This window comes from Nonomuraea solani (genome assembly GCF_900108335.1).
GTDB lineage: Bacteria > Actinomycetota > Actinomycetes > Streptosporangiales > Streptosporangiaceae > Nonomuraea > Nonomuraea solani.
In genome coordinates, this window is the sequence record NZ_FNVT01000023.1 from 64,198 (window position 1) to 84,870 (window position 20,673).

At 70.1% G+C, this 20,673-nt stretch carries 17 protein-coding genes; 9 read left to right on the forward strand and 8 right to left on the reverse strand.

The window, feature by feature from the left end; genetic code table 11:
- Window positions 1-38 precede the first annotated feature (38 nt).
- A complete protein-coding gene (locus tag C4V41_RS49705) occupies window positions 39-2,060 on the reverse strand; it encodes a beta-galactosidase (protein WP_235030878.1) in 2,022 nt (673 codons plus the stop codon).
- 16 nt (window positions 2,061-2,076) lie between these two features.
- Complete coding sequence (locus C4V41_RS49710) at window positions 2,077-4,368, reverse strand: beta-xylosidase/alpha-l-arabinosidase (RefSeq protein ID WP_103963077.1); 2,292 nt, start codon at window positions 4,366-4,368, stop codon at window positions 2,077-2,079.
- Between the two features lie 230 nt (window positions 4,369-4,598).
- Here C4V41_RS49710 and C4V41_RS49715 point away from each other — a divergent pair, with 230 nt between their 5' ends.
- The 8 genes from C4V41_RS49715 to C4V41_RS49755 all read left to right on the forward strand — a co-directional run bounded on the left by C4V41_RS49715 (window position 4,599) and on the right by C4V41_RS49755 (window position 12,147).
- Window positions 4,599-5,606 carry a LacI family DNA-binding transcriptional regulator gene (locus C4V41_RS49715; RefSeq protein ID WP_235030879.1) on the forward strand — a complete coding sequence of 336 codons (1,008 nt, stop codon included), beginning with the start codon at window positions 4,599-4,601 and terminating at the stop codon, window positions 5,604-5,606.
- Window positions 5,607-5,637: 31 nt separating this feature from the next.
- Window positions 5,638-6,198, forward strand: coding sequence for a hypothetical protein (locus C4V41_RS49720; protein ID WP_160150668.1), 561 nt, complete (start codon window positions 5,638-5,640; stop codon window positions 6,196-6,198).
- Window positions 6,199-6,603: 405 nt separating this feature from the next.
- Window positions 6,604-7,164 carry a hypothetical protein gene (locus C4V41_RS49730; RefSeq protein WP_103963079.1) on the forward strand — a complete coding sequence of 187 codons (561 nt, stop codon included), beginning with the start codon at window positions 6,604-6,606 and terminating at the stop codon, window positions 7,162-7,164.
- Window positions 7,165-7,233: 69 nt separating this feature from the next.
- Complete coding sequence (locus C4V41_RS49735) at window positions 7,234-8,112, forward strand: glycoside hydrolase family protein (protein WP_200824777.1); 879 nt, start codon at window positions 7,234-7,236, stop codon at window positions 8,110-8,112.
- A gap of 58 nt (window positions 8,113-8,170) precedes the next feature.
- Window positions 8,171-9,412 carry an ABC transporter substrate-binding protein gene (locus C4V41_RS49740; protein ID WP_103963081.1) on the forward strand — a complete coding sequence of 414 codons (1,242 nt, stop codon included), beginning with the start codon at window positions 8,171-8,173 and terminating at the stop codon, window positions 9,410-9,412.
- 1 nt (window position 9,413) lies between these two features.
- Window positions 9,414-10,295, forward strand: a complete 882-nt coding sequence (locus C4V41_RS49745) for a carbohydrate ABC transporter permease (RefSeq protein ID WP_103963082.1) — start codon at window positions 9,414-9,416, stop codon at window positions 10,293-10,295.
- On the forward strand, window positions 10,292-11,116 hold the full coding sequence (locus tag C4V41_RS49750; RefSeq protein ID WP_103963083.1) for a carbohydrate ABC transporter permease: 825 nt from the start codon (window positions 10,292-10,294) through the stop codon (window positions 11,114-11,116). Before C4V41_RS49745 ends, C4V41_RS49750 begins: the two co-directional genes overlap by 4 nt.
- A 23-nt stretch (window positions 11,117-11,139) precedes the next feature.
- Window positions 11,140-12,147 carry a LacI family DNA-binding transcriptional regulator gene (locus C4V41_RS49755; RefSeq protein WP_200824778.1) on the forward strand — a complete coding sequence of 336 codons (1,008 nt, stop codon included), beginning with the start codon at window positions 11,140-11,142 and terminating at the stop codon, window positions 12,145-12,147.
- Here the strand turns inward: C4V41_RS49755 and C4V41_RS49760 are convergent.
- The 6 genes from C4V41_RS49760 to C4V41_RS49785 all read right to left on the reverse strand — a co-directional run bounded on the left by C4V41_RS49760 (window position 12,144) and on the right by C4V41_RS49785 (window position 19,068).
- Window positions 12,144-14,444 carry a rhamnogalacturonan lyase gene (locus C4V41_RS49760; protein WP_103963085.1) on the reverse strand — a complete coding sequence of 767 codons (2,301 nt, stop codon included), beginning with the start codon at window positions 14,442-14,444 and terminating at the stop codon, window positions 12,144-12,146. The two genes, C4V41_RS49755 and C4V41_RS49760, sit on opposite strands and share 4 nt — an antisense overlap.
- Window positions 14,445-14,631: 187 nt before the next feature.
- Window positions 14,632-15,780, reverse strand: a complete 1,149-nt coding sequence (locus C4V41_RS49765) for a quinone oxidoreductase family protein (RefSeq protein ID WP_235030880.1) — start codon at window positions 15,778-15,780, stop codon at window positions 14,632-14,634.
- A gap of 74 nt (window positions 15,781-15,854) precedes the next feature.
- Window positions 15,855-16,214, reverse strand: a complete 360-nt coding sequence (locus tag C4V41_RS49770; protein ID WP_103963087.1) for a hypothetical protein — start codon at window positions 16,212-16,214, stop codon at window positions 15,855-15,857.
- On the reverse strand, window positions 16,211-17,077 hold the full coding sequence (locus C4V41_RS49775; RefSeq protein WP_103963088.1) for a DODA-type extradiol aromatic ring-opening family dioxygenase: 867 nt from the start codon (window positions 17,075-17,077) through the stop codon (window positions 16,211-16,213). Before C4V41_RS49775 ends, C4V41_RS49770 begins: the two co-directional genes overlap by 4 nt.
- Window positions 17,070-17,915 carry a citryl-CoA lyase gene (locus tag C4V41_RS49780; RefSeq protein ID WP_235030881.1) on the reverse strand — a complete coding sequence of 282 codons (846 nt, stop codon included), beginning with the start codon at window positions 17,913-17,915 and terminating at the stop codon, window positions 17,070-17,072. The genes C4V41_RS49775 and C4V41_RS49780 overlap by 8 nt, the downstream gene beginning before the upstream one ends.
- Window positions 17,908-19,068 (reverse strand): CaiB/BaiF CoA transferase family protein, encoded by a 1,161-nt coding sequence (locus C4V41_RS49785; protein ID WP_103963090.1) that lies wholly within the window; start codon window positions 19,066-19,068, stop codon window positions 17,908-17,910. The genes C4V41_RS49780 and C4V41_RS49785 overlap by 8 nt, the downstream gene beginning before the upstream one ends.
- Window positions 19,069-19,226: 158 nt before the next feature.
- Here C4V41_RS49785 and C4V41_RS49790 point away from each other — a divergent pair, with 158 nt between their 5' ends.
- Complete coding sequence (locus C4V41_RS49790) at window positions 19,227-20,660, forward strand: amidohydrolase family protein (protein WP_103963091.1); 1,434 nt, start codon at window positions 19,227-19,229, stop codon at window positions 20,658-20,660.
- The last annotated feature ends 13 nt before the right edge of the window (window positions 20,661-20,673 follow it).

Below are 20,673 nucleotides of genomic sequence, written 5' to 3' on the forward strand. Positions count from 1 at the left end.
TCCTCCATGCTGACCGATGCGGGCGGGGACGTACAGACTTATGGGTGGGTGATCCGGACCACCGCCGCGCCCAGCGGCGCCAGCGTGACCTCGCCGGTCACGGGGGAACCGGTGAGCAGGTCCGTTCCCTCCGCTCCCACGGTTACGGACGTGCTCTGGTCGGCGCTGTGGTTGAGCAGGAACACGTACTCGTTCGAGGCGTCCCCCCGCACCGTGCACTCCACGTGCGCGGGCACGCCGTCGAAGCGCGAGCGCACCCCCGCCTCCGCGACCACGTCGGCCACCACGGCGTCGAAGGCGGACTGCTCCAGCAGGGTCGCGAAGTAGACCACCCGCCCGGCGCCGAACCGGTTCTCGACCACGGCGGCCCGGCCCGCCAGCAGCCCGTCGGCGTAGGTCGCCAGCGCCGTGCCCGACTCCAGGTGCAGGTCGTCGCGCCACCAGGTGGACGTCGTGCGCCGTCCGTCGGCGAACTCGACGCCGAACTCCTCGTGCGGCCGCGCCGGCCAGTATTCGTCGATCTTGGCGCCGATCAGCTCACGGAACGCCCCCGGGTAGCCGTCCGGCCGGACGCGGTTGTCGCCGTCCACGACGCCGGAGAAGAACGACATGATCACCGTGCCGCCGTTCCTGGCGAACTCGATGATCCGCGCGGCGCCCTCGTCGTCGATCAGGTACGCGTTCGGCACCACCAGCACCTTGTACCCGTCCAGCGACGACGCATGGGACACCACGTCCACGGCGTGGTGCCGCTCCCACAGCGGCGTGTAGTGCCGCATCACGGTCTCGGTGTAGCTGAAGTCGCTGCGCGGCAGGCCGAAGACCTCCTCAAGGCCCCACCAGCCGTCCCAGTCGAACACGATCGCGATCTCGGACCGCGAGGTCGTCCCGGCCACGGGCGCGAGCAGCTTCATCTCCCGCCCGAGGTCGGTGATCTCCCTGAACGTGCGCGAGTCCGGCCCGGAGTGCGGCAGCATCGCCGAGTGGAAGCGCTCCTGCCCGCCCCTGCTGGCCCGCCACTGGAAGAACATCACCGAGTCGGCCGCCCGCGACACCGCCTGCAGCGAGCCGAGCCGCATCCGCCCCGGCTCCTTGACGATGTTGAGCTGCCACTGGGAGACCGCGCTGCTGGACTGCTCCATCAGCATCCACGGCTGCCCGCCCTTGAGCGAGCGGAACAGGTCGTAGTTGAAGGCCGCCGACACGTGCGAGTCGGGGTCGGCCGGGTTCGGGTAGATGTCGAGCGCGGCCGCGTCCTCCTCCGGCGCCCACTTCCAGTAGTCGGCGTGGCGGAAGAAGCGCATGAAGTTGGTCATGACCGGAATGTCGTCGCGGAAGGAGCGCACGATGTCCCGCTCGGCGAGGTAGCACTCCAGCAGCGCGTCGGAGGTGAAGCGCTTGAAGTCGAGGCGGCGGGTCGGGTTCATCCAGTTACGCGGGATGTGCGGCACGTCGACCTGGTCCCAGTCGGTGTAGAGCTGGCCCCAGAAGCGGGTGGTCCACGCCTCGTTCAGCCGGTCGAGGGTGCCGTATTTGCGCCGCAGCCAGCTCCGGAAGTTGATCGAGGCGGCCTCGCCGTACGACGTGGGCCCGTACTCGTTGCTGATGTGCCACATCGCCAGCGCCGGGTGGAAGGAGTAGCGCTCGGCGAGCTTGGTGGTGATGTTCGCCGCGTACTCGCGGTAGATCGGCGACGACGGGTCATAGTGCAGCCGGTTGCCGAAGCCGAACGGCTGCCCGTCGTCCCTGATGGGGAACACCTCGGGGTGCAGGTGCGTGAGCCAGACCGGCGGCGCCGCCGTGGGGGTGGCCAGGTTGACGCTGACGCCGTTGTCGTGGAGGAGATCCATGATCTCGTCCAGCCAGCCGAACTCGTACGTGCCGGGCTCGGGCTCCAGCGACGCCCACGCGAACACGCCCAGGCTGACGGCGTTGACGCCGGCCTCGCGCATGAGCCGGACGTCCTCCCGCCAGACGGCCGGATCCCACTGCTCGGGGTTGTAGTCGCCGCCGAAGGCGAAGCCGCCCACGCGTTCCCTGAAACCATCCATACGTGTCATGTCACAGCTCCCGTGGTCAATTTGCCGTCAGAAGGAGAGAGGTCACCGAAACGGTCGTCAGCCGGGGCTCGGCGCCGGTGAACACGTGGACGGGGCCGGTCAGCAGGACGGTCCGCTCGTCCACGACGTCGGCTACGGAGCGGCGTACCGACAGGCCGACCTCGCCCGGCTCCACGACGCGCCGCCCGTCCCTGCCGGTGAACGACAGCAGCCTGGCCGGCACCTCGAACTCCGCCCGTGCGCTCTGGCCCGGCTCCAGCTCGACGCGGGCGTACCCGACGAGCTGGGCGAGCGGCCTGGTGACCGAGGCGATGCGGTCGGAGGCGTAGACCTGCACCACCTCCGCGCCCGCCCGGTCACCGTCGTTGCGCACCACGACCGAGCACCGGATCGGCTCCCCGGCCGCGACCGTCTCGTCGGCGGTCAGGTCCGCGTAGGAGAAACGCGTGTAGCTCAGGCCGTGCCCGAAGCTCAGCACCGGCGCCGGGTCGAGGTTGCTGACCGACCCTGCCGCGCCGAGCCTGGGGTGCAGGTAGCTGTACGGCTGCCCGGCGGTGGCCCGGGGCATGCTCATCGGCAGGCGGCCCGAGGGGTTGACGGCGCCGCTGAGCACCCGGGCGATCGCGCCCGCGCCCTCCTCGCCGGGGAAGTACGCCTGGACGACGGCCGCGGCGTTCGCCAGCAGCCCCGGCACCGCGTACGCGCGGCCCGTCATCAGCACCACCACGGTCGGCGTGCCGGTGGCGAGCACCGCGTCGGCCAGCTCCTGCTGGGCGCCGGGCAGGTCGAGCGTCTCCACGTCGCAGCCCTCGCCCGAGGTGCCCCGGCCGAACAGCCCCGACCGGTCGCCGAGCACGAGGATCGCGACGTCCGACCCGGCCGCCAGGCGCGCGGCGGCGGCGATCCCCGAGCGATCGCCGTCGTCCACGCCGGTGCCCCGCTCGGTTTCGAGGATCGCACCAGGCAGCTCCGCGCGCAGCGCGTCGAGCAGCGTGGGCGCGGCGATGCCGGCCTCGGCCTCGGGGAAGTGCGGCAGCACGTGGTTGACGAAGGAGTAGCAGCCGAACAGGGCGGCCACGCTGCCGGCGTTCGGGCCGACGACCGCGACCCTCCGGCCGACCACGTCGCCGAGCGGCAGCACGCCGTCGTTGGCCAGCAGCACGACCGACTCCTCGGCCAGCCGCCGCGCCAGGTCGCGGGACTCGGGGTCGTCGAGGTCCACCGGACCGGACGGTACGGGCTCGTAGTCGTCGTCGAGCAGGCCCAGCTCCGCCTTCTGCCGCAGCACGCGGCGCAGCGCCCGGTCGATGAGGGCCTCGTCGATCCGGCCTTCGGCGACCGCCCGCGCGAGCTCCAGGTAGGCCACGCCCGTGGGCAGCTCCACGTCGATGCCCGCGGTCAGCGCCTGGACGGCCGCGTCCTCGGCGTCCGAGGCGACGGCGTGCAGGGTGTGCAGGAAGGCGACCGCGAAGTAGTCGGCGACGACGGTGCCCTCGAAGCCCCACTCCTCGCGCAGGATCCGGGTCAGGTAGTGCTCGTCGGCGGCGATCGGGATGCCGTCGATCTCGGCGTAGGAGTTCATGACCGAGCCGGCCCGCGCGTCCCGTACCGCGACCTCGAACGGGAACAGCAGCGTGTCGGCCACCTCGCGCGCGCCCGCGTGCACGGGAGCCAGATTGCGGCCCGCGCGGGAGTTGGAGTAGCCGACGAAGTGCTTCAGCGTGGCGATGACGCCGGCGGACTGCAGGCCGCGGACGTAGGCGGCGCCGATGGTGGCGACCGCGTACGGGTCCTCGGAAATGCACTCCTCCACCCGGCCCCACCGCTGGTCGCGGATCACGTCGAGCACGGGGGACAGGCCCTGGTGCACGCCGAGCGCGCGCATGCCCGCCCCGATCCGGCGGCCCATCTCCGCCACCAGCCCGGCGTCGAACGACGCGCCCCACGCGGGCGGCGCCGGATAGGTCGTGGCCCGCCACGCCGCCAGCCCCGTCAGGCACTCCTCGTGCGCGATCGCGGGGATGCCGAGCCTGGTGTGGTCGCGCAGCCAGCGCTGACGCGCGGCCAGGGTGGCGCTCGCCTGCTCCGGATCGACGGGCCTGGTGCCGAAGTGACGGGTGATGTGGCCGACCCCGTCGCGGGCGAAGGCCTCGAACGCCACCTCCTCGCCCTGCATCGAGTCCTGCAGGGGAGCGACCACGCCCTCGTCGCGGTTGACGTTCAGCCACACGCCCACGAGCTGCGCGAGCTTCTCACCGATCGACATGTCCGCCAGCAGGGCCTCGACCCGGTGTTCGTGTGCAGGCATACACCCTCGTTCAGATCGGAAAGTTTCTGGTTAATTTTCCGAAAGGTTATCGTGACATTGCCGATCAGTTACGGTAGGCTCCCGCTCATAGCCATGTCAACAGTGCGGTCAAATGACGACATGTCGCTGATCGGACCAGGTCAGTGGGCTTGCGGATTTCGTATGATTTTCCGAAAGTCGCCATTCGCCGGTGCCGGCCGGACGGTCGCACCTCGCCAACGGGAGGTCCTGTGGCACGAGCCACGCTGGCCGACGTCGCGGCGGCCGCCGGAGTGTCGGTGCCGACCGTGTCCAAGGTCCTGAGCGGCAAGAAACACGTGGCCGCCGCCACCCGCGACAAGGTGCTCCAAGCGGTCAGATCCTCCGGCTACGAGGCCCCGCGCCCGCCGAGCACGCCCAGGGTCGGCCTGGTCGACCTGCTCATCGACGGGCTCGGCTCCCCGTGGGCGCAGGTGCTCGTCGGCGGCGCGGAGAAGGCGGCGGCCCGGTGGGGGTTCTCGCTCGTCGTGACCTCCTCGGCGCGGCCCGACTTCGACCTGCGGCGCTGGATCGGGATGATCCGCAAGCGCCAGACCGACGGCATCGTCCTCGTGCTGTCCCGCGCCGACCAGCGCGAGATCACGGCCATCGAGGAGCTGCTGCACGTCCCGCTGGTGCTGCTCGACCCGGTCGGGCAGCGCGACCCGCGCCTGTCCACGGTCGGCGCCACCAACTGGCTGGGCGGCGTCATGGCCACCACCCACCTGCTGGAGCTGGGGCACACCAGGATCGGGTTCATCGGCGGGCCGCTCGACACCCAGTGCACGCTCGACCGCTACGAGGGCTACCTGGCCGCGCACCGCACGTTCGGCATCGCCTCCGACCCCTCGCTCACCCGCTACGGCGACTTCCTCGTCGAGGGCGGCCGGAAGCTGGCCCTGGAGCTGCTCGACCGCGACGACCCGCCCACCGCGATCTTCGCCGGCAACGACCTGGAGGCGGCCGGCGTCTACCAGGCCGCCACCGAACAGGGCATCCGGGTGCCGGACGACCTGTCCGTGGTGGGGTTCGACGACTCGCCCCTGTGCGAGATGCTCTCGCCGCCCCTCACGACCGTGCGCCAGCCGCTCGACGACATGGCCAACGAGGCGGTCCGGCTCGTCTCCGAGGAGCTGACCCACCCGAGAGGGCCGGCGGGGACGCGCATAGAGCTCGCCACGACGCTCATCGTGCGCAACAGCACCGCGCGCCTCGACTGAACCGATCATGGGAGCGATACGTCCTGAGGGCATGATGGTTCGTCTGCTCACCCTGTTGTCCCTGGTGACCGCCCTGTTGATCCTTCCCGTCCAGGCGGCGGGCGCCTGCTCGTGCGCGCAGCGCACACCGCAGCAGTACGTCGCCGACGCGGAGACCGTCTTCACGGGCACCGTCACCCACGTCCGCGTGGACGAGCCGATGCTGAACGGCGGCCGCGTCGTCGCCACACTCCGCGCCGACCACGTCTACAAGGGCGAGCAGCCCGCCGAGGTCCAGGTGGTGACCCACGCGCAGAGTGCGGCCTGCGGCTACCACTTCGCGCAGGGTGCCCGCTACCTGGTGTTCGCCCGCGCCGAAAACGCGGAGGTGTCCACGACGTCGTGTGACGGCAACCAGCAGGTCCCGGCCGGTGATGAGCCGTTGCGGCAGGAGCCGCCCGAGCTGATCGCCGCCCTCGGCACTCCCAAGCGCGTCGTCGCCGCACCACCGGCCCCGGAGGCCACCAATTGGACGGGCCCGGCGGTGATCGTCCTGGTGGCGGCCGCGCTGGCGGGCCTCGCGCTGGTCCGCCGACGGCGGAAGCGCCGTTAGAGCAGGCCGGCGTCGCGGACCTTCAAGGCCACGTGGACCCGGTTGTCGGTGCCGAGCTTGGCGAAGATGCGGGTGATGTCGGCCTTGACGGGGTGTGGGTGGCAGTCCCGATGGCGGCGGGCGTGGCGCGCGTCCTGCGGCGGGACATCGACTGACGCTTTACCCTCCGAGGTAGATCTATGCCCGGTTCATGGTGATTCGTTTGCCTTTGTCCTGTTCGGGGGGTAACGTAGTGGTCAGTTGCCGGCGAGCGACCTGCTGACACGCGGGCCTCGCCGAAATCCAAGAGTCTCGGATTCTCCGGATTCTTCTGCGCTCCACGCGGCGTCCGTATGGCATGCTGCCCGGCCTCGTTCCTCAAGCGAGCGCAAAGTTGCCCAGTCCCCTAATAAAGGACCTGAGTTAATGACGTTCGCTCGTTTGCGTTCCATTGCCCTGCTCACCGCCACCGCCGCCACCGCCCTGACCCTGGGCACGACCACCGCACAGGCCGACGCGCACGCCGCCGCCAGTGCGCAGCAGGGTGTGCTGCAGGGTTCGACCACCGCGTCCTACTTCTGGGACGACTCCTCCGGCCGCGCCGGTGACACCGGTCTACCGGCCGCCGGCAAGCCCATGCAGAAGGGTCTGGCCGCCAGCCCGAGCTGGCCGCTGATGACCGAGGGTTACGTGCTCTACAAGGGCAAGAAGCTGCCGTTCTTCGTGGGTGACCGCGGTCCTGGCGACCCCTCGAGCCGTGGTGTGATGCTGGACCTGGACGCCAAGACCTTTGCCGAGCTGACCGGCGGCGAGTTCAACGCCGACACCCTCGGTGTGGACGGCGTCGATGGCGAGGGCCACATCAAGGTCGACTATGTCGTCACCAAGTGGGGTGACGGGGTCGGCAAGAAGAGCCGGCCGGTCGCCTTCTCCACCGGTGCCTGGGCCGAGCAGGACACGACCCGGCCCGTGTCGGTCAAGAAGTAACCGACCTCGAAAAGGGGCGCCCCGTACGCGGGGCGCCCCTTTCGGCATGCTCGTTGTATCGTTACAAACATGTATCGCGACCCCATGTACGACGGCGCCACCGACCCTGTCGTCATCTGGAACCGGGCCGAGCGCGCCTGGTGGCTCGTCTACACCGCCCGCCGCGCCACCGCCCCCGCCAGGGAGGACGTGAGCTGGGTGCACGGCAGCGACCTCGGCGTGGCGTCGTCGGCCGACGGCGGGCGAACCTGGCTTTACCGGGGGGTGATGGAGGGGCTGGACACCGAGTGGGGGCGGCACACGTACTGGGCTCCGGAGATCATCGACGACGGGGCCACGTACCACATGTACGTCAGCGTCATCCGTGGCGTCCCCGACGCCTGGACTCCGCACGACCGTCACATCCGCCACTACACCAGCCCTGACCTGGTCCGATGGACATATCGCTCCACCCTCGACCTGTCCTCCCCGCGCGTCATCGACGCCTGCGTGGCGCCGCTGCCGGGCGGCGGCCACCGGCTCTGGTACAAGGACGAGGCCCACGGCTCGCACACCTGGGCGGCCGACAGCGACGACCTGTACCGCTGGCGGGTCCACGGCCCGGCGGTGACGATCTCGGCGCACGAGGGGCCGAACGTGTTCACGCTGGGCGGGCGGCACTGGATGATCGTGGACGAGTGGCACGGCCAGCGCGTGCTCGTCTCCGACGACCTCGACGTGTGGCGGCCGCGCGGCCTCATCCTCGACGGCCCCGGCGAGTTCGGGCACCACGCGGACGTCGTGGTCACGGGGGAGGAGGCGGTGGTCTTCTACTTCACCCATCCCGGCGGTGAGCGCGGGTCGACGGTGCGCGCGGCCCGGCTGCGCGTCCTGGACGGCGAGCTGACCTGCGACCGGGACCTCACCGGTCCGATTCTGCCCGTTGCGGGGCCGGTAATCCATCCTTGACACGGCGTGATTTGTATCGATAAAAAACTGTATCGATACAACGAGGCAGAGGTGAGCCATGGCCCTTCTCCGGAGACGAACAAGCGCGATACTGGCGGCGGCCGCGGTCGCACTGGCCGGGCTCACCGGATGCGGGTCCGGAGGCGGCAGCGGCGGCAAGACCAAACTCGCCTTCTTCTCGTGGGACAACGAGCAGACGATGAAGCCGCTGATCGACGCGTTCGAGAAGCAGAACCCGGCCATCGAGATCGAGTTCTCCAACGCCCCGCCCGTCGCCGAGTACATCTCCACCCTGCAGACCCGGCTCGTTTCCGGCACCGGGGCCGACGTCTTCCTGATCGCGGCCGAGAACAAGACCAACCTCATCGAGGGCAAGTTCGTCCTGGATCTGACCGGTAAGCCGTACATGGCGAACGTGTCGAAGTTCAACAGCGCCACGTACGCCAAGGACGGCAAGGCGTACGGAATGTCGCTGTCGTCGTGGTCCGGCGGCATCCTCTACAACAACGACCTGCTCGCCAAGGCCGGCGTCACCGAGTTCCCCACGAAATGGGATGACTTCCTCGCGCTGTGCCAGAAGCTCAAGGCGGCGGGCGTCACCCCGTTCTACGACACGGCGACCGCCATGCCGCTCACCCTCGCCGCGCTCGTCGGCCACGAGAACGCGGCCAAGGGCGGCGACGTGGACGCCAAGATCTTCGCCGGCACCGCGACGTTCGGCGAGCTGTGGAACGGCCCGCTGACGAACTGGAACAAGCTGATCACCAGCGGCGTGATGAGCAAGGACGTCGTCGGGCTGAAGGGCGACCAGATCGTCGACGAGTTCGCCGGCGGCCGGGTCGCGATGATCGCCGGCGGTCCGTGGGACGTGCCCACGCTCCACCAGAAGGCGCCGGACCTGAAGATGACCTTCGCGGGGGTGCCCACGCCCGACGGCAAGCCGTTCTGGGCCGGCGCCGCGTCGCCCGGGTTCGCCATCAACGCCAAGACCGAGCGTCTCAAGGAGGCCGAGGCGTTCCTGACGTACCTGTCGAGCAAGGACGCCGTCTCCCTGTACAACAAGCAGACCAAGGCCATGACCACCACCTCCGACTACGAGCCGCAGATCGACGAGGTGCTGAGGCCCAACTTCAAGGCCCTGCAGGAGGGCCGCTTCTACCTGCCGCAGATCGCCTGGGAGCGCAACCAGGACGCGCTCAACACCGAGGCCGTCGCCCAGATCCAGCTCATGGTCCAGGGTCAGGCCCAGCCCGCCGCGGTCGCGACGGCGCTGGACAACCGGCTGAAGTCCGCCGGCTGACATGGTGTCGCTGAAGAGGCTCGAAGGGCTGCGCCTGCAGGCGTTCCTGATCCCGATCGCGGTGGTCTTCGCCGTGCTGTTCGCGATCCCGCTGGCGCAGTCCCTCTACTACAGCGTCACCGACTTCAACGGCTACTCGCCCGAGGTGCGGTTCGTGGGGCTGGAGAACTACCAGAAGATCTTCACCGATCCGGCGATGCTGGCGGGGCTCGGGTTCACGCTGCTGTTCGCGATCGGCACCACGGTGATCATCACGGTGCTGGCGATCCCGCTCGCCGTCCTGCTCAACCGGCGTTTCTTCGGCCGGAACGTCGTACGCGCCGTGTTCTTCTTCCCGGCCATCCCCAGCATCGCGATCCTCGGCCTGGTGTGGGGGTTCATCCTGTCCCCGCTCGGCTCCGGCGCGATCAACAGCCTGCTGGGCGAGCTCGGGCCGGTGCCGTGGCTGTCGGACGGCACCCTCGCGCAGTTGTCGGTCATCCTGGTGGCCGTCTGGTCGTCGACGGGCTGGCACGCCATCCTCTACCTGGCGTACCTGCAGTCCATCCCCGGCGACTACTACGAGGCCGCGCGGGTGGACGGCGCGACCCGGCGCCAGTCGTTCTTCTCGATCACGCTGCCGCTGCTCGCCCCGGCCGTCACCATCAGCTCGCTGCTGCTGATGACCGGCGGCCTCAAGGTCTACGACCTGCCCTACACCCTCACCAAGGGCGGCCCCGGGTACGCCACGTTCACCATCACGCAGTCGATCATCCAGAGCGGCATCGCGCAGGCCAAGTTCGGCCAGGCGTCGGCGCTCGCGGTGGTGTTCATGCTGGTGGTGGGCGCGATCGTGGCCGCGCAACTCATCCTGTCGCGCCGGTTCGAAGGACGGCTTTCATGAACGCGAGACGCCGCCCGTCCGTGCTGCTCAGCTGCGTCATGATCCTGGCGGCGGCCATCGTGGGCGTGCCGTTCTACTACATCGTCGTCAACACGTTCAAGACACAGGCCGAGACGGCCGCCGCGCCGCTCGCGCCGCCGTCGGGCCTCTACCTCGGCAACTACGAGCGGGTCCTGGAGAGCACGCCGATCGCGCAGTCGTTCGTCAACACGCTGTACGTCACCGTCCTGTCCATCGTCATCATGCTCGTCATCGGGTCGATGGCGGCGTACGCGATGCTGCTGCGCAAAACCCTGGTCAACCGGGTCATCGGCGTGCTGCTCGTCATCGCGTTCCTGGTGCCCGGCCAGGCCACGCTCATCCCGGTCTACCGGATCCTGGTCGAGCTGCGGCTGGTGGACAGCCTCGAAGGGCTCATCCTCCTGTACGCGGCCGGCTCGGTCTTCTGCTACTTCCTCATCCAGGGCTACCTGCGCTCGCTGCCGATCCAGATCTTCGAGGCGGCCCGCATCGACGGCGCGGGACCCTGGCAGATCTACTGGCGGATCGTGCTGCCGCTCATCCGGCCCATCCTCATCACGGTCGGCGTGTTCCAGACCATGTGGATCTGGAACGACTTCATCACCCCCAGCGTGTTCATCAGCTCGCCCGAGAAGGAGACCCTGGTCCTGCAGGTCTACAAGGCGGTCGGGCAGTTCGGCGTGGACTGGCCGGCGTTCCTGACGCTCAGCGTGATCGTGCTGGTCCCCGTCGTGATCTTCTTCATCGCGATGCAGCGCTACATCGTCAACGGGCTCCTGCAGGGCAGCGTCAAGGGATGAGACCGTGAAAAGATGCTGAGGTGGTGACGATACAGGACGTGGCGAAGGCCGCCGGAGTCTCGCCGATGACCGTCTCCCACGTCATCAACGACCATCCGCACGTCAAGAACGAGACGCGCGAGCGCGTGCTGCGCGCCATCGCCGAGCTCGACTACCGGGTCAACGTGGCGGCGCGTAACCTGCGCACCGGCAGGACCGGCACGATCGGGCTCGCCGTGGCCGAGGTCGACCGGCCCTACTACGGCCAGCTCGCCGCCGCGATCATCGCCGCGGCGGCGCGTCACGGCCTCAAGGTCGCGATCGAGCAGACCGGCGCCTCGCGCGAGGGCGAGCTCGACGCCCTCGCGCTGTCGCGCAACCGGCTCTACGACGGGCTGATCCTCAGCACGGTCGGGCTCGGGCCCGCCGACACCGAGCTGCTCAAGGTCGACTACCCCGTGGTCATCCTGGGGGAACGCATCTTCGACGGTCCCGTCGACCACGTCGCGATGCCCAACGTCGACGGCGCCCGCGCCGCGACCGCGCACCTCATCGAGCGCGGCTGCCGGCGCGTCGCGCTCATCGACGGCGGCTTCCAGGGCGACGAGGTCGACGTCTCCAGCCTGCGCTACACCGGCTACCGCGAGGCGCTCGACGCGGCGGGCATCGCCTTCGACCCCGGGCTGGTGGCCCCCATCGACGCACTCACGATGGAGGCGGGGGCCGCCGCCGCGCGCCGGCTGGCCGACTCGGGGGCCGACTTCGACGGCGCGTTCTGCGTGACCGACACCGTGGCGATCGGCGTGCTGCGCGGGCTGGCCGACCGCGGGGTCGCGGTGCCGGCGCGGGTGAAGGTCATCGGGTTCGACAACATCGCGGAGGGGGCCTACACGGTGCCGTCGCTGTCGACGATCGACCCCGACCACACGCTCATGGCCGACACCGCCGTCGACCTGCTGGCCCAGCGCCTGACCGAGAAGGGCAAGAACAAGCGGGAGGCCCGCGAGTTCATCAGCCGCTTCTCGGTCGTGGCGCGCGAGTCGACCGGCTAGTTCTTTCCCGGTACGGGCACCTTCGACCAGTCGATGTCCGAGCCGAGGTAGAAGCTCGGATACGCCGGCTGGTTGTAGGCCGTCTGCTGCCTGGCCACCTCCACGCGATACTGCGGGTCGTGCATGAGGGTGTACAGCTTCCTGCCGGTCACCTCGGTGCTGAGGTACATCCGGATCGCGCCGCTGTCGGCCGTGCGGACCAGCAGTTCCTCCCGCCAGTCGCCGAACACGTCGGCCACCAGCCCAGGGTTGCCCTTCGTCCAGTTGTTCGTCAGCGTGCCCTCGGCGGTCAGCAGCGTGCCGCGCTTGTGATCGTCGATGGTCGGCGTCTGCAGCACGGTGGTGGCGGTGCCGTTGACGAGCTGCGTGGTCATGTCGGCCGCCCAGCGGATGCTCATGTTCGTGCCGGGAGCGTTCCTGCCCAGGTAGTCGCCGCGGGCCGACCACAGACCGGCCTCGATCGCCTGGTTCGGCGGCATCGACGACCACGATTCCACGCCGCGGATCGCCGGGTCGATGTCGCCGACCATGCCGCGCCCGGTGTCGACGCCGCTGTAACCGCCGTGGATCACCCGGCCGGTGGCCGCCTCGCGCAGCGCCCAGCCGTACGGCGCCCACGGGCCGCCCTCGTGCACCGTCCAGATCTCCAGGCCGGGGCGGTCGGGGTCGAAGTCGCCGACGTGCATGGCGTCGCCGTGGCCGAGCCGGACGTTCTGGCCCGGCACGTTGCTCTGCGGCGGACCCTGCGCGAAGGAGGAGTACAGCAGGTCGCCGTCGTCGTCGATGGTGGCCGAGCCGTAGACGACCTCCTGCCTGCCGTCGGCGTCCACGTCGGCCACGCTCATCGAGTGGAAACCCTGCGTGGTCAGGTCGGCGTACTCCGGGTTGCTGCCGGGGACGCCGTGGGGTGAGGCGTTGAACGGGTTGGCCATGGGGGCGTGGCCGCTGTCGACGTACCAGACCTCCTTGAGCCTCCTGCCGTCCCAGTCGTAGGCCACGAGCGTGGTGCGCGTGTAGTAGCCGCGGGCGAAGATCGCCGACGGGCGTTCGCCGTCGAGGTAGGCGACCGACGACAGGAACCGGTCCACGCGGTTGCCCGGCTCGATCCTGGCCATCGCGTAGTCGCCCCACAGCAGCCCGTCGTCGCCGCGGCCCGGCTTGTACGGGATCGTCTGCAGTTCCTTGCCGGTGGCGCCTTCGAGGACCGACAGGTATTCGGGGCCGGTGATGACGAAGCCGTTGAACTCGCGCAGCCGGTTGTTGCCGCTGCGGCTCGGGGCGTAGACGTCGATGAAGTAGGTGGCCAGCTCTACCGCGTCCTCGCGGGAGAGCGGGTATTCGTGCGTCGGCTCGATGCCGAACGCCGCTTCGAGTGTCGCCGGCCAGCGTCCCGCGATGACTTCCGGGTGCTCATGCCATTTCGCGAACATGTGCACAACGTGCTCGAAATAATCCGCCGCGCTCTTTCGATAGTCGTCGCCGTGCGCGTATCCGGCCTTGACGTCTTCGCGCGGCATCGTGACATAACGCTCGGAGGCGACCTCGCCTCTCGGGGTGTAGCGGATGATCTTCGACCCGGGGGCGGTCTTCAGCATCATCTCCGAACGGCCGTCGCCGTCGAAGTCGTAGACCAGGAACTGGGTGTAGTGGGCGCCGGAGCGGATGTTCACGCCCAGGTCGATGCGCCAGCGCAGGGTGCCGTCCAGCTCGTACGTGTCCACGTAGGTGTTGCCGGTGTAGCCGCGCTGCGAGACGTCCTTGGAGTTGGACGGGTCCCACTTGACCACGTACTCGTACTGGCCGTCGCCGTCCACGTCGCCCACGCTCAGGTCGTTGGCGGAGTAGGTGTACGCCTCGCCCATCGGGGTCACGCCGTCGGCCGGTTTCTTGAGCTGGAGATCGTAAAACGATTTAACCCAAGGCGTGGCCGGGGCGCTGCTTTCGCCTTCGCGGCCCTTGACGATCGGGGCGACGCGGTATCGCGATCCCGCCGTGCCGGCGGGGTCGCGGTAGTTGGTGCTGTCGGTCACCGTGGCGATGGCGCGGCCGTCGCGGTAGACGCGGAAGTCGGCGCCCGTCATGCCGGTGGTGCCGTGGCCGGTCACCTCGCCGCCGAGGAGTCGCCAGCTCAGGAAGACGCCCTCGCTGGCCGGGACCGCGATCAGGCCACGGTCGAGGCGCTCCAGCCGTGGCCGCTGCTCGCTGCTCGCGGCGGCCGGGAGGGCCGTCAGGGGCAGGCAGAGCAGAGCCGTTAATCCGGTGGTGAGCGCGCGGCGGATGCTGCTGGGGGGTCTCATGGTTCTGGAGCTCCGCTTGATTAAATCGATATAATTTTAGCTCGGAGAGTATTGGTCGTTTGTGGGGTTTGTCAAGAGTTGGTTGCTTTGTTTCATGGCGCGGCGAAATAGCGAGTTTCAGGTAAAAGGAAAAGGCGATGGCCTACCTCCCCCTGGGCGAACGCCTATCCATAGGACGATGCGCCGGTCAGGTGATGCGCAGGACGATGCGGCCGGTGGTGGTGCCCGATGCTTGGCGTTGCCAGGCTGCTGCGGCGTCTTCGAGTGGGACGACCTCATGGGCGACTGACAGCCGTCCGGCGGCCGATTGTGCGGCGATGAACGCGATGGACGCGGCTCGCTGTTCCCGGGTGAGCTCGTTGTTGGTGTATCCGAGCAGCCGGAGCGAGCGGCTGCGCAGGGTGGCGGAGTCGAGCGGGCACGTCTCCGACGCCGACCCGCCGAGGTTGACCAGGCGGCCGCCGTTGCGCAGGGTGCGGGCGGCCGCGGCGGCCGGGATGCCGAAGAGCGGGTCGAGCACCAGATCCACCGGCCCGTCACAGGCGGCAGCGAGCCGGGCGGCCAACTCCGCCACGTCCGGCCCACCGTCCGCCGCCACCCTCGGGCTGCTGCGCTCCGCCGACCCCAGGCGGTCGGGTGCCGCCACATTCGGGTTGCTGGGTGCTGCTGCCTCCGGAGGGTGGGGCTTCGGCGCGTCCGGGGAGCCGGTGGCCGCCGTGCCGGGGCCCGTGAGGGGCACCACGGCGTCCGCGCCTGCCTGTTCCGCGCGGTCGAGGCCCTCGGGGGAGCGGGCGGCCGCGACCACGCGGCGGGCGCCGGACAGGCGGGCCAGTTGGATGGCCGCCTGGCCCACCACGCCGCCCCCGCCCAGCACCAGCACCTGCTCGCCCGCCCGCAGCTCACCGCGCCAGGTCAGGGCCATGTGGGCGGCGACGGCCGAGAGGCCGAGGGCGGCCATGGCGAACGGGTCGGTGCCGGGAGGCAGGTCGATCAGGTCCTCCGTCCGGGCCAGTGCCAGTTCGGCCATGCTCCCGTCGCCCGGCGCCATTCCGGCCGCCGTCGGGAACCACACCGTACGGTCCGCGACCGTCCCGACTCCCTGGACACCGGGCACGTACGGGACGGCGGGTGCGCCGAAGTAGGACGTGCCGGTCGCGCACAGCAGGTCCAGTGGGGTGATCGGGGCGGCGATGACCCGGACGGCGACCTGCCCGGGAGCGGGCGAGGGCGCCGGACGGCCGGCCACGACCGGTGGCCGGCCGCACCTCTCGACCTGGACCGCCCGCATCGGCCGGGTCCGATCCCGCCCCGGTGTCGGCAGGGTCCGATCCGGCACCGGTGTCGGTAGGTTCCGGCCAAGGCCGGAGGTCGGGCGGTCGGGATCCGGGTCGTGAGCAGGAGAGGTGGTCATCAGGTGGCGATGTCCGGATAGGGCAACCGCATGTGCGCCAGCCGCCCCGCATACTCCAGCTGAAACCCCAACGGCGGATGATCCCGTTCGAACATCGCGATGAAGAGCGTCAGCGTCAGGAACGGGTGCGCCCCCAGCTCGAACAGCCGCGGATAGTCGTGCGCCGCCAGCGCCTCCCGTTCGTCATCGTCGAACCGCAGCCAGGTGGACGACTCGCCCGAATGGCACCCCAGGATCCGGTTGGCGTACGTGGACTCCCACCACTCCACCGTCGCCCGCGGCTCGGAGCGGTAGCGTTCGACCAGGTCCGGGTCGCGGTCGACGGTGAACAGGAACTTGTTCAGCAGGTATTTGCTCACGACCGGCCGCCTCCATCCGGATACCAGGTGAAATATGCCTCCATGGTGTGGAACAGGTCGTACGTGTCCACGTAATCGGCCTTCCGGCCCTCGCCCGCCACCCCCATCATCAGCATGAAGTCCATGAACCCATGGGTCGCGTTGCCGGGCAGGTGCAGGCTGTCCAGGGTCACCTCGGCCAGGCAGCCCTCGATGTCCCCGGAGGAGATCCACTCCACGGCCTTGCGGTCGAACTCCGGGTCGGGCCCGTGGGCGCCGAACTGGCGCGGGCCGCCGAGTTCGAGCGACAGGTGCCCGGTGCCGATGACGGCGACGCGCTGCGAGGAGGGCCAGGACTCGACGAGCTGCCTGATCGTACGCCCGAGCTGCACGAACCGCTTCGGCCGGGGCAGCGGCGGGGCGAAGATGTTGGTGTAGACGGGCACGATCGGCAGGTCGTTCTGCGGCCGCAGGGTGATGATCGGGCAGGTGATCGAGTGGTCGATCCGTAACTCGTTGGAGAAGGCCAGGTCGAACCCGGCGTCCAGCCCTTCGCGCAGAATGTACGAGGACAGGTCATCCTGCCCCTTGAACAACATCCGCGGCAGCCCGAACTCGCGCTCCTCGTTGTAGAAGTTCGCGTCGTAGAAGGGCGCCTTGCCGACCAGGAACTGCGGCATGTTGTCCAGCCACAACTGGTGGAAGTGGTCGGAGCCGACCATGACCAGCACGTCGGGCCGCGCCCTGGTCAGCGTCTCCCTGAACGCCTCCACCTTGCGCACCCACTCGTCGGCGAACGGCGGCCGGTCCTCGCCGGTGGCGGTGCTGGCGCGAAGGTAGAAGGGGTGGTGGGTGGATGCGATGACCGCGACGAGTTCAGCCATGCGTGCCTCCATCGGCGTACGGCTCGGGCGGGACGGACCGGTTGTTCAGGTCCACCGACAGGAAGATCTCGTTGGCCACGGGCCGCCGCAGCTCCTCGGCGAGCTGCCCGATCAGCCCCGCCGTCCTGGCCAGCAGCGCGAACCCGCGCAGCAGCTCCAGCGGCAGCCCCAGATCGGCCAGCGCGGCCCCGCAGGCCCCGGCCCCGTTGAGCGGCAGCGTCCGGCCGAGCACGGCCGGGTGCACGCGCCCGACGGCGGCGAACAGCGACAGATGCGGCCCGAACAGCCCTTCCTCGGCCGCGATCTCGAACAGGCGGGCCGTGCGCGGGTCGCCGTCCTTGTGCACGTGGTGGCCGAGCCCGGGAATCAGCCCCCGGGTCTCCCGCCGCGCCCGCACGGTCTCCAGGGCGAGCGCGTCCCAGCCGGCGTCGTCGCACGGCAGCGGATCGTGCGCGGCGACCACCTCGTGCAGGAACCGGCCGCAGTCCTCGGTGACGCCGAGAAAGCGGGACCCGCCGCCGAGCAGCCCGGCGGCCAATGCCCCCTGTACGGAGTCCGGCGCCGACAGGTACGTCAGCCGCGTCACGATCGCCGTCGGCGTGAACCCGTGATCGGCCAGCGCCGCCAGCACCGCCTCGAACACCCGCACTTCACCGGGCGCGGGGCGGCGCTGCGTGGCCAGCCAGAACGCCAGCTCGCCGAACCCCACCTCGCCCATCACGTCCGTGGCCAGGTCACGCCCCAGCAGGGTGATCGCCGTGGGGGAGGAGGCCCCCAGCGCGGTCGGGTACGTCATGGGGGAGGGCGCCCCCAGAGGCGCTTCAGGGTGTTCAGTCACGGCCGCCCTCCAGCCACTTCCGCAGCTCAACGCCGTGCTCGTCCAGCTCGGGCGGCGGCAGGGCGTACCCGGCGGGCGTCTCGGACAGCCGGATCGGGTGCCGCGTCGTCGGCACCGCCCGCTCGCCCTCGCCCACCACCACGACCGGATCGAGCCCGAGCCGCTCCGCCACCGCGAACCCGCCATCGATGGTGTTGATCGGCCCGCTCGGCACCCCGGCGTCCACCAGCAGCTCGAACCACTCGTCGGCCGTCCGCAGGGCCAGCCGCCCGACCAGGATCGGCCGCAGCTCGTCCCGGTTCGCGGTCCGGTCGGCGTTCCGGGCGAAGCGTGGGTCATCGGCCACGTCGGGAATGCCCAGCACGTCACACAATTTCCGGAACTGTCCGTCGTTGGCCGCGGCCACGATCAACTCATGGTCGGCCGTCGGCAACGGCTCGTACGGAAACACGCTCGGATGCGCGTTCCCCATCCGGAAAGGCACCACACCCCCCGCCACGTACGCCGAACTCTGGTTGACCAGCCCCGTCAGCGCCGACGACAGCAGGTTCACCTCGACGTGCTGCCCCCGCCCGGTCGCGTCCCGGTGCCGCAGCGCGGCCAGCACCCCGATCACCGCGTGGTTGCCCGCCATCACGTCGAACACCGAGATCCCGGCCCGGTACGGCGGCCCGTCCGGCTCCCCGGTCAGGCTCATCAGCCCCGACATGGCCTGCACCATCAGGTCGTAACCGGGCACCCGCGCCCCGGCCCCCGCCCCGAACCCGCTGATCGAGGCGTACACGACCCCGGGGTTGAACCCGCTGACGGCGGCGTAGTCGAGCCCGTACTTGGCCAGCCCGCCCGGCCGGAAGTTCTCCACCAGCACGTCGGCCCGCCGGGCCAGCTCCCTGGCCAGCTCCGCGTCGGCCGAGTCTCGCAGGTCGAGCGCGATCGACCGTTTGCCCCGGTTGACCCCCAGGTAGTAGGTGGACACCTCGCCCCGCGCGGGCGGCGTCCACGACCGGGTGTCGTCCCCGGCGGGTCCCTCCACCTTGACCACGTCGGCCCCCAGGTCCGCCAGCAGCATCGTGGCGTACGGCCCGGCCAGGATCCTGGAGAAGTCGGCCACCAGCACACCGGACAGCGGCCCGCCCGGTCCTGTGTCAGTCATCCGGCTCCATCCTCGCGTCCGTTCAGCGGACGACTGTCCGCTGATCAGATCCCAGCACCGCGAGGCCGCCTCGTCAACCACCTTGACAGCGACTCGCGCGCTCATCACAGTGACGGTGACCGTAGAGCGGACGATTGTTCGCGAATGAGGAGCGTGCCATGAACGAGTTCGAGCCCGGACGCCCCGTGGTGCTGCGCGGCGGTACGGTGCTGCCCATGGACGGCCGCCGGGTGCTGCCCGGCACGGACGTCCTCGTCACCGCCGACCGGATCACCGCCGTCGGCCCCGCCCTGGAGGTCCCCGAGGGCACCAAAGAGATCGACGCCTCCGGCGGCATCGTCATGCCCGGCATGATCGACACCCACCGGCACATGTGGCAGACCGCGGTCCGCGGCTACGGCGCCGACTGGACGCTCACCCAATACTTCGTCTGGTTCTACCTCAAGCACGGCAAGCTCTTCCGCCCCGAGGACGTGCACGCGGGCAACACGCTGGCCGCCATCGAGGCCCTGGACGCCGGGGTCACGACGGTCGTCGACTGGTCGCACGGCCTGCGCACCCCCGACCACGCCGACGCCGCCGCCGACGCGCTGGAGGCGGTCCCTGGCCGGCACGTCCTCGCCTACGGCAACATCCAGCAGCCGCCCGCCGAGTGGACGACCGCGCCGGAGTTCCGCGACTTCGTCCGCCGCCGGATCGCCGGCGACGACATGCTCGGCTTCCAGCTCGCCTTCGACGTGCTCGGCGACCCGTCCTTCCCCGAGCGGCCCGCCTTCGAGGTGGCCCGCGACCTCGGCGTGGCGGTCACCACCCACGCGGGCGTGTGGGGCGCGACCAGCGACGACGGCATCCGGATCATGTACGAGCACGGCTTCATGACCCCCGGCACCGTCTACGTGCACGCCGCCTCGCTGTCGGCCGACTCCTACCACCGCATCGCGGCCACCGGCGGCTCCATCTCGGTCTCGACGGAGAGCGAGCAGAGCGCCGGCCAGGGCTACCCGCCCACCTGGGCCGTCCGCGCGCACGGCATCCCGGTCTCGCTGTCCATGGACACCAGCGTCTGGTGGAGCGGCGACCTGTTCTCCGCCATGCGCACCACCCTCGGCGCCGACCGCTCCCGCGAGCACCTGGAGGCGCACGCCAAGGGCGAGACGGTCACGCACTGCGCGCTCCGCTCCGACCAGGTCGTGCACTGGGCCACCCGGGGCGGCGCCGCCGCGCTCGGCCGCGACGACCTCGGCACGATCGAGCCGGGCAAGAAGGCCGACCTGGTGCTCATTAAGAACGACGCGTCGCCGGTGTCGTTCCCGCTGCTCAACCCGTTCGGGCACGTGGCGTTCCAGGCGCAGCGCGGCGACGTGCACACCGTGCTGGTCAACGGGCGCGTGGTCAAGCACGAGCACCGCCTGGTGGGCATCGACCTGGCCGCCGCACGCGCCCAGGCCGACCGCACCGTCGAGTACCTCAGGGGCGAGATGGGCGAGGAGGAGTGGGCGAACGGCATGAACCCGGACGTCCCGGCGACGAAGATCCTCGACAATCCGTACACGTACACCGACTTCCGCAGTGACGCCACGCACCGGCTCTGAGAGGCCGCTGTAC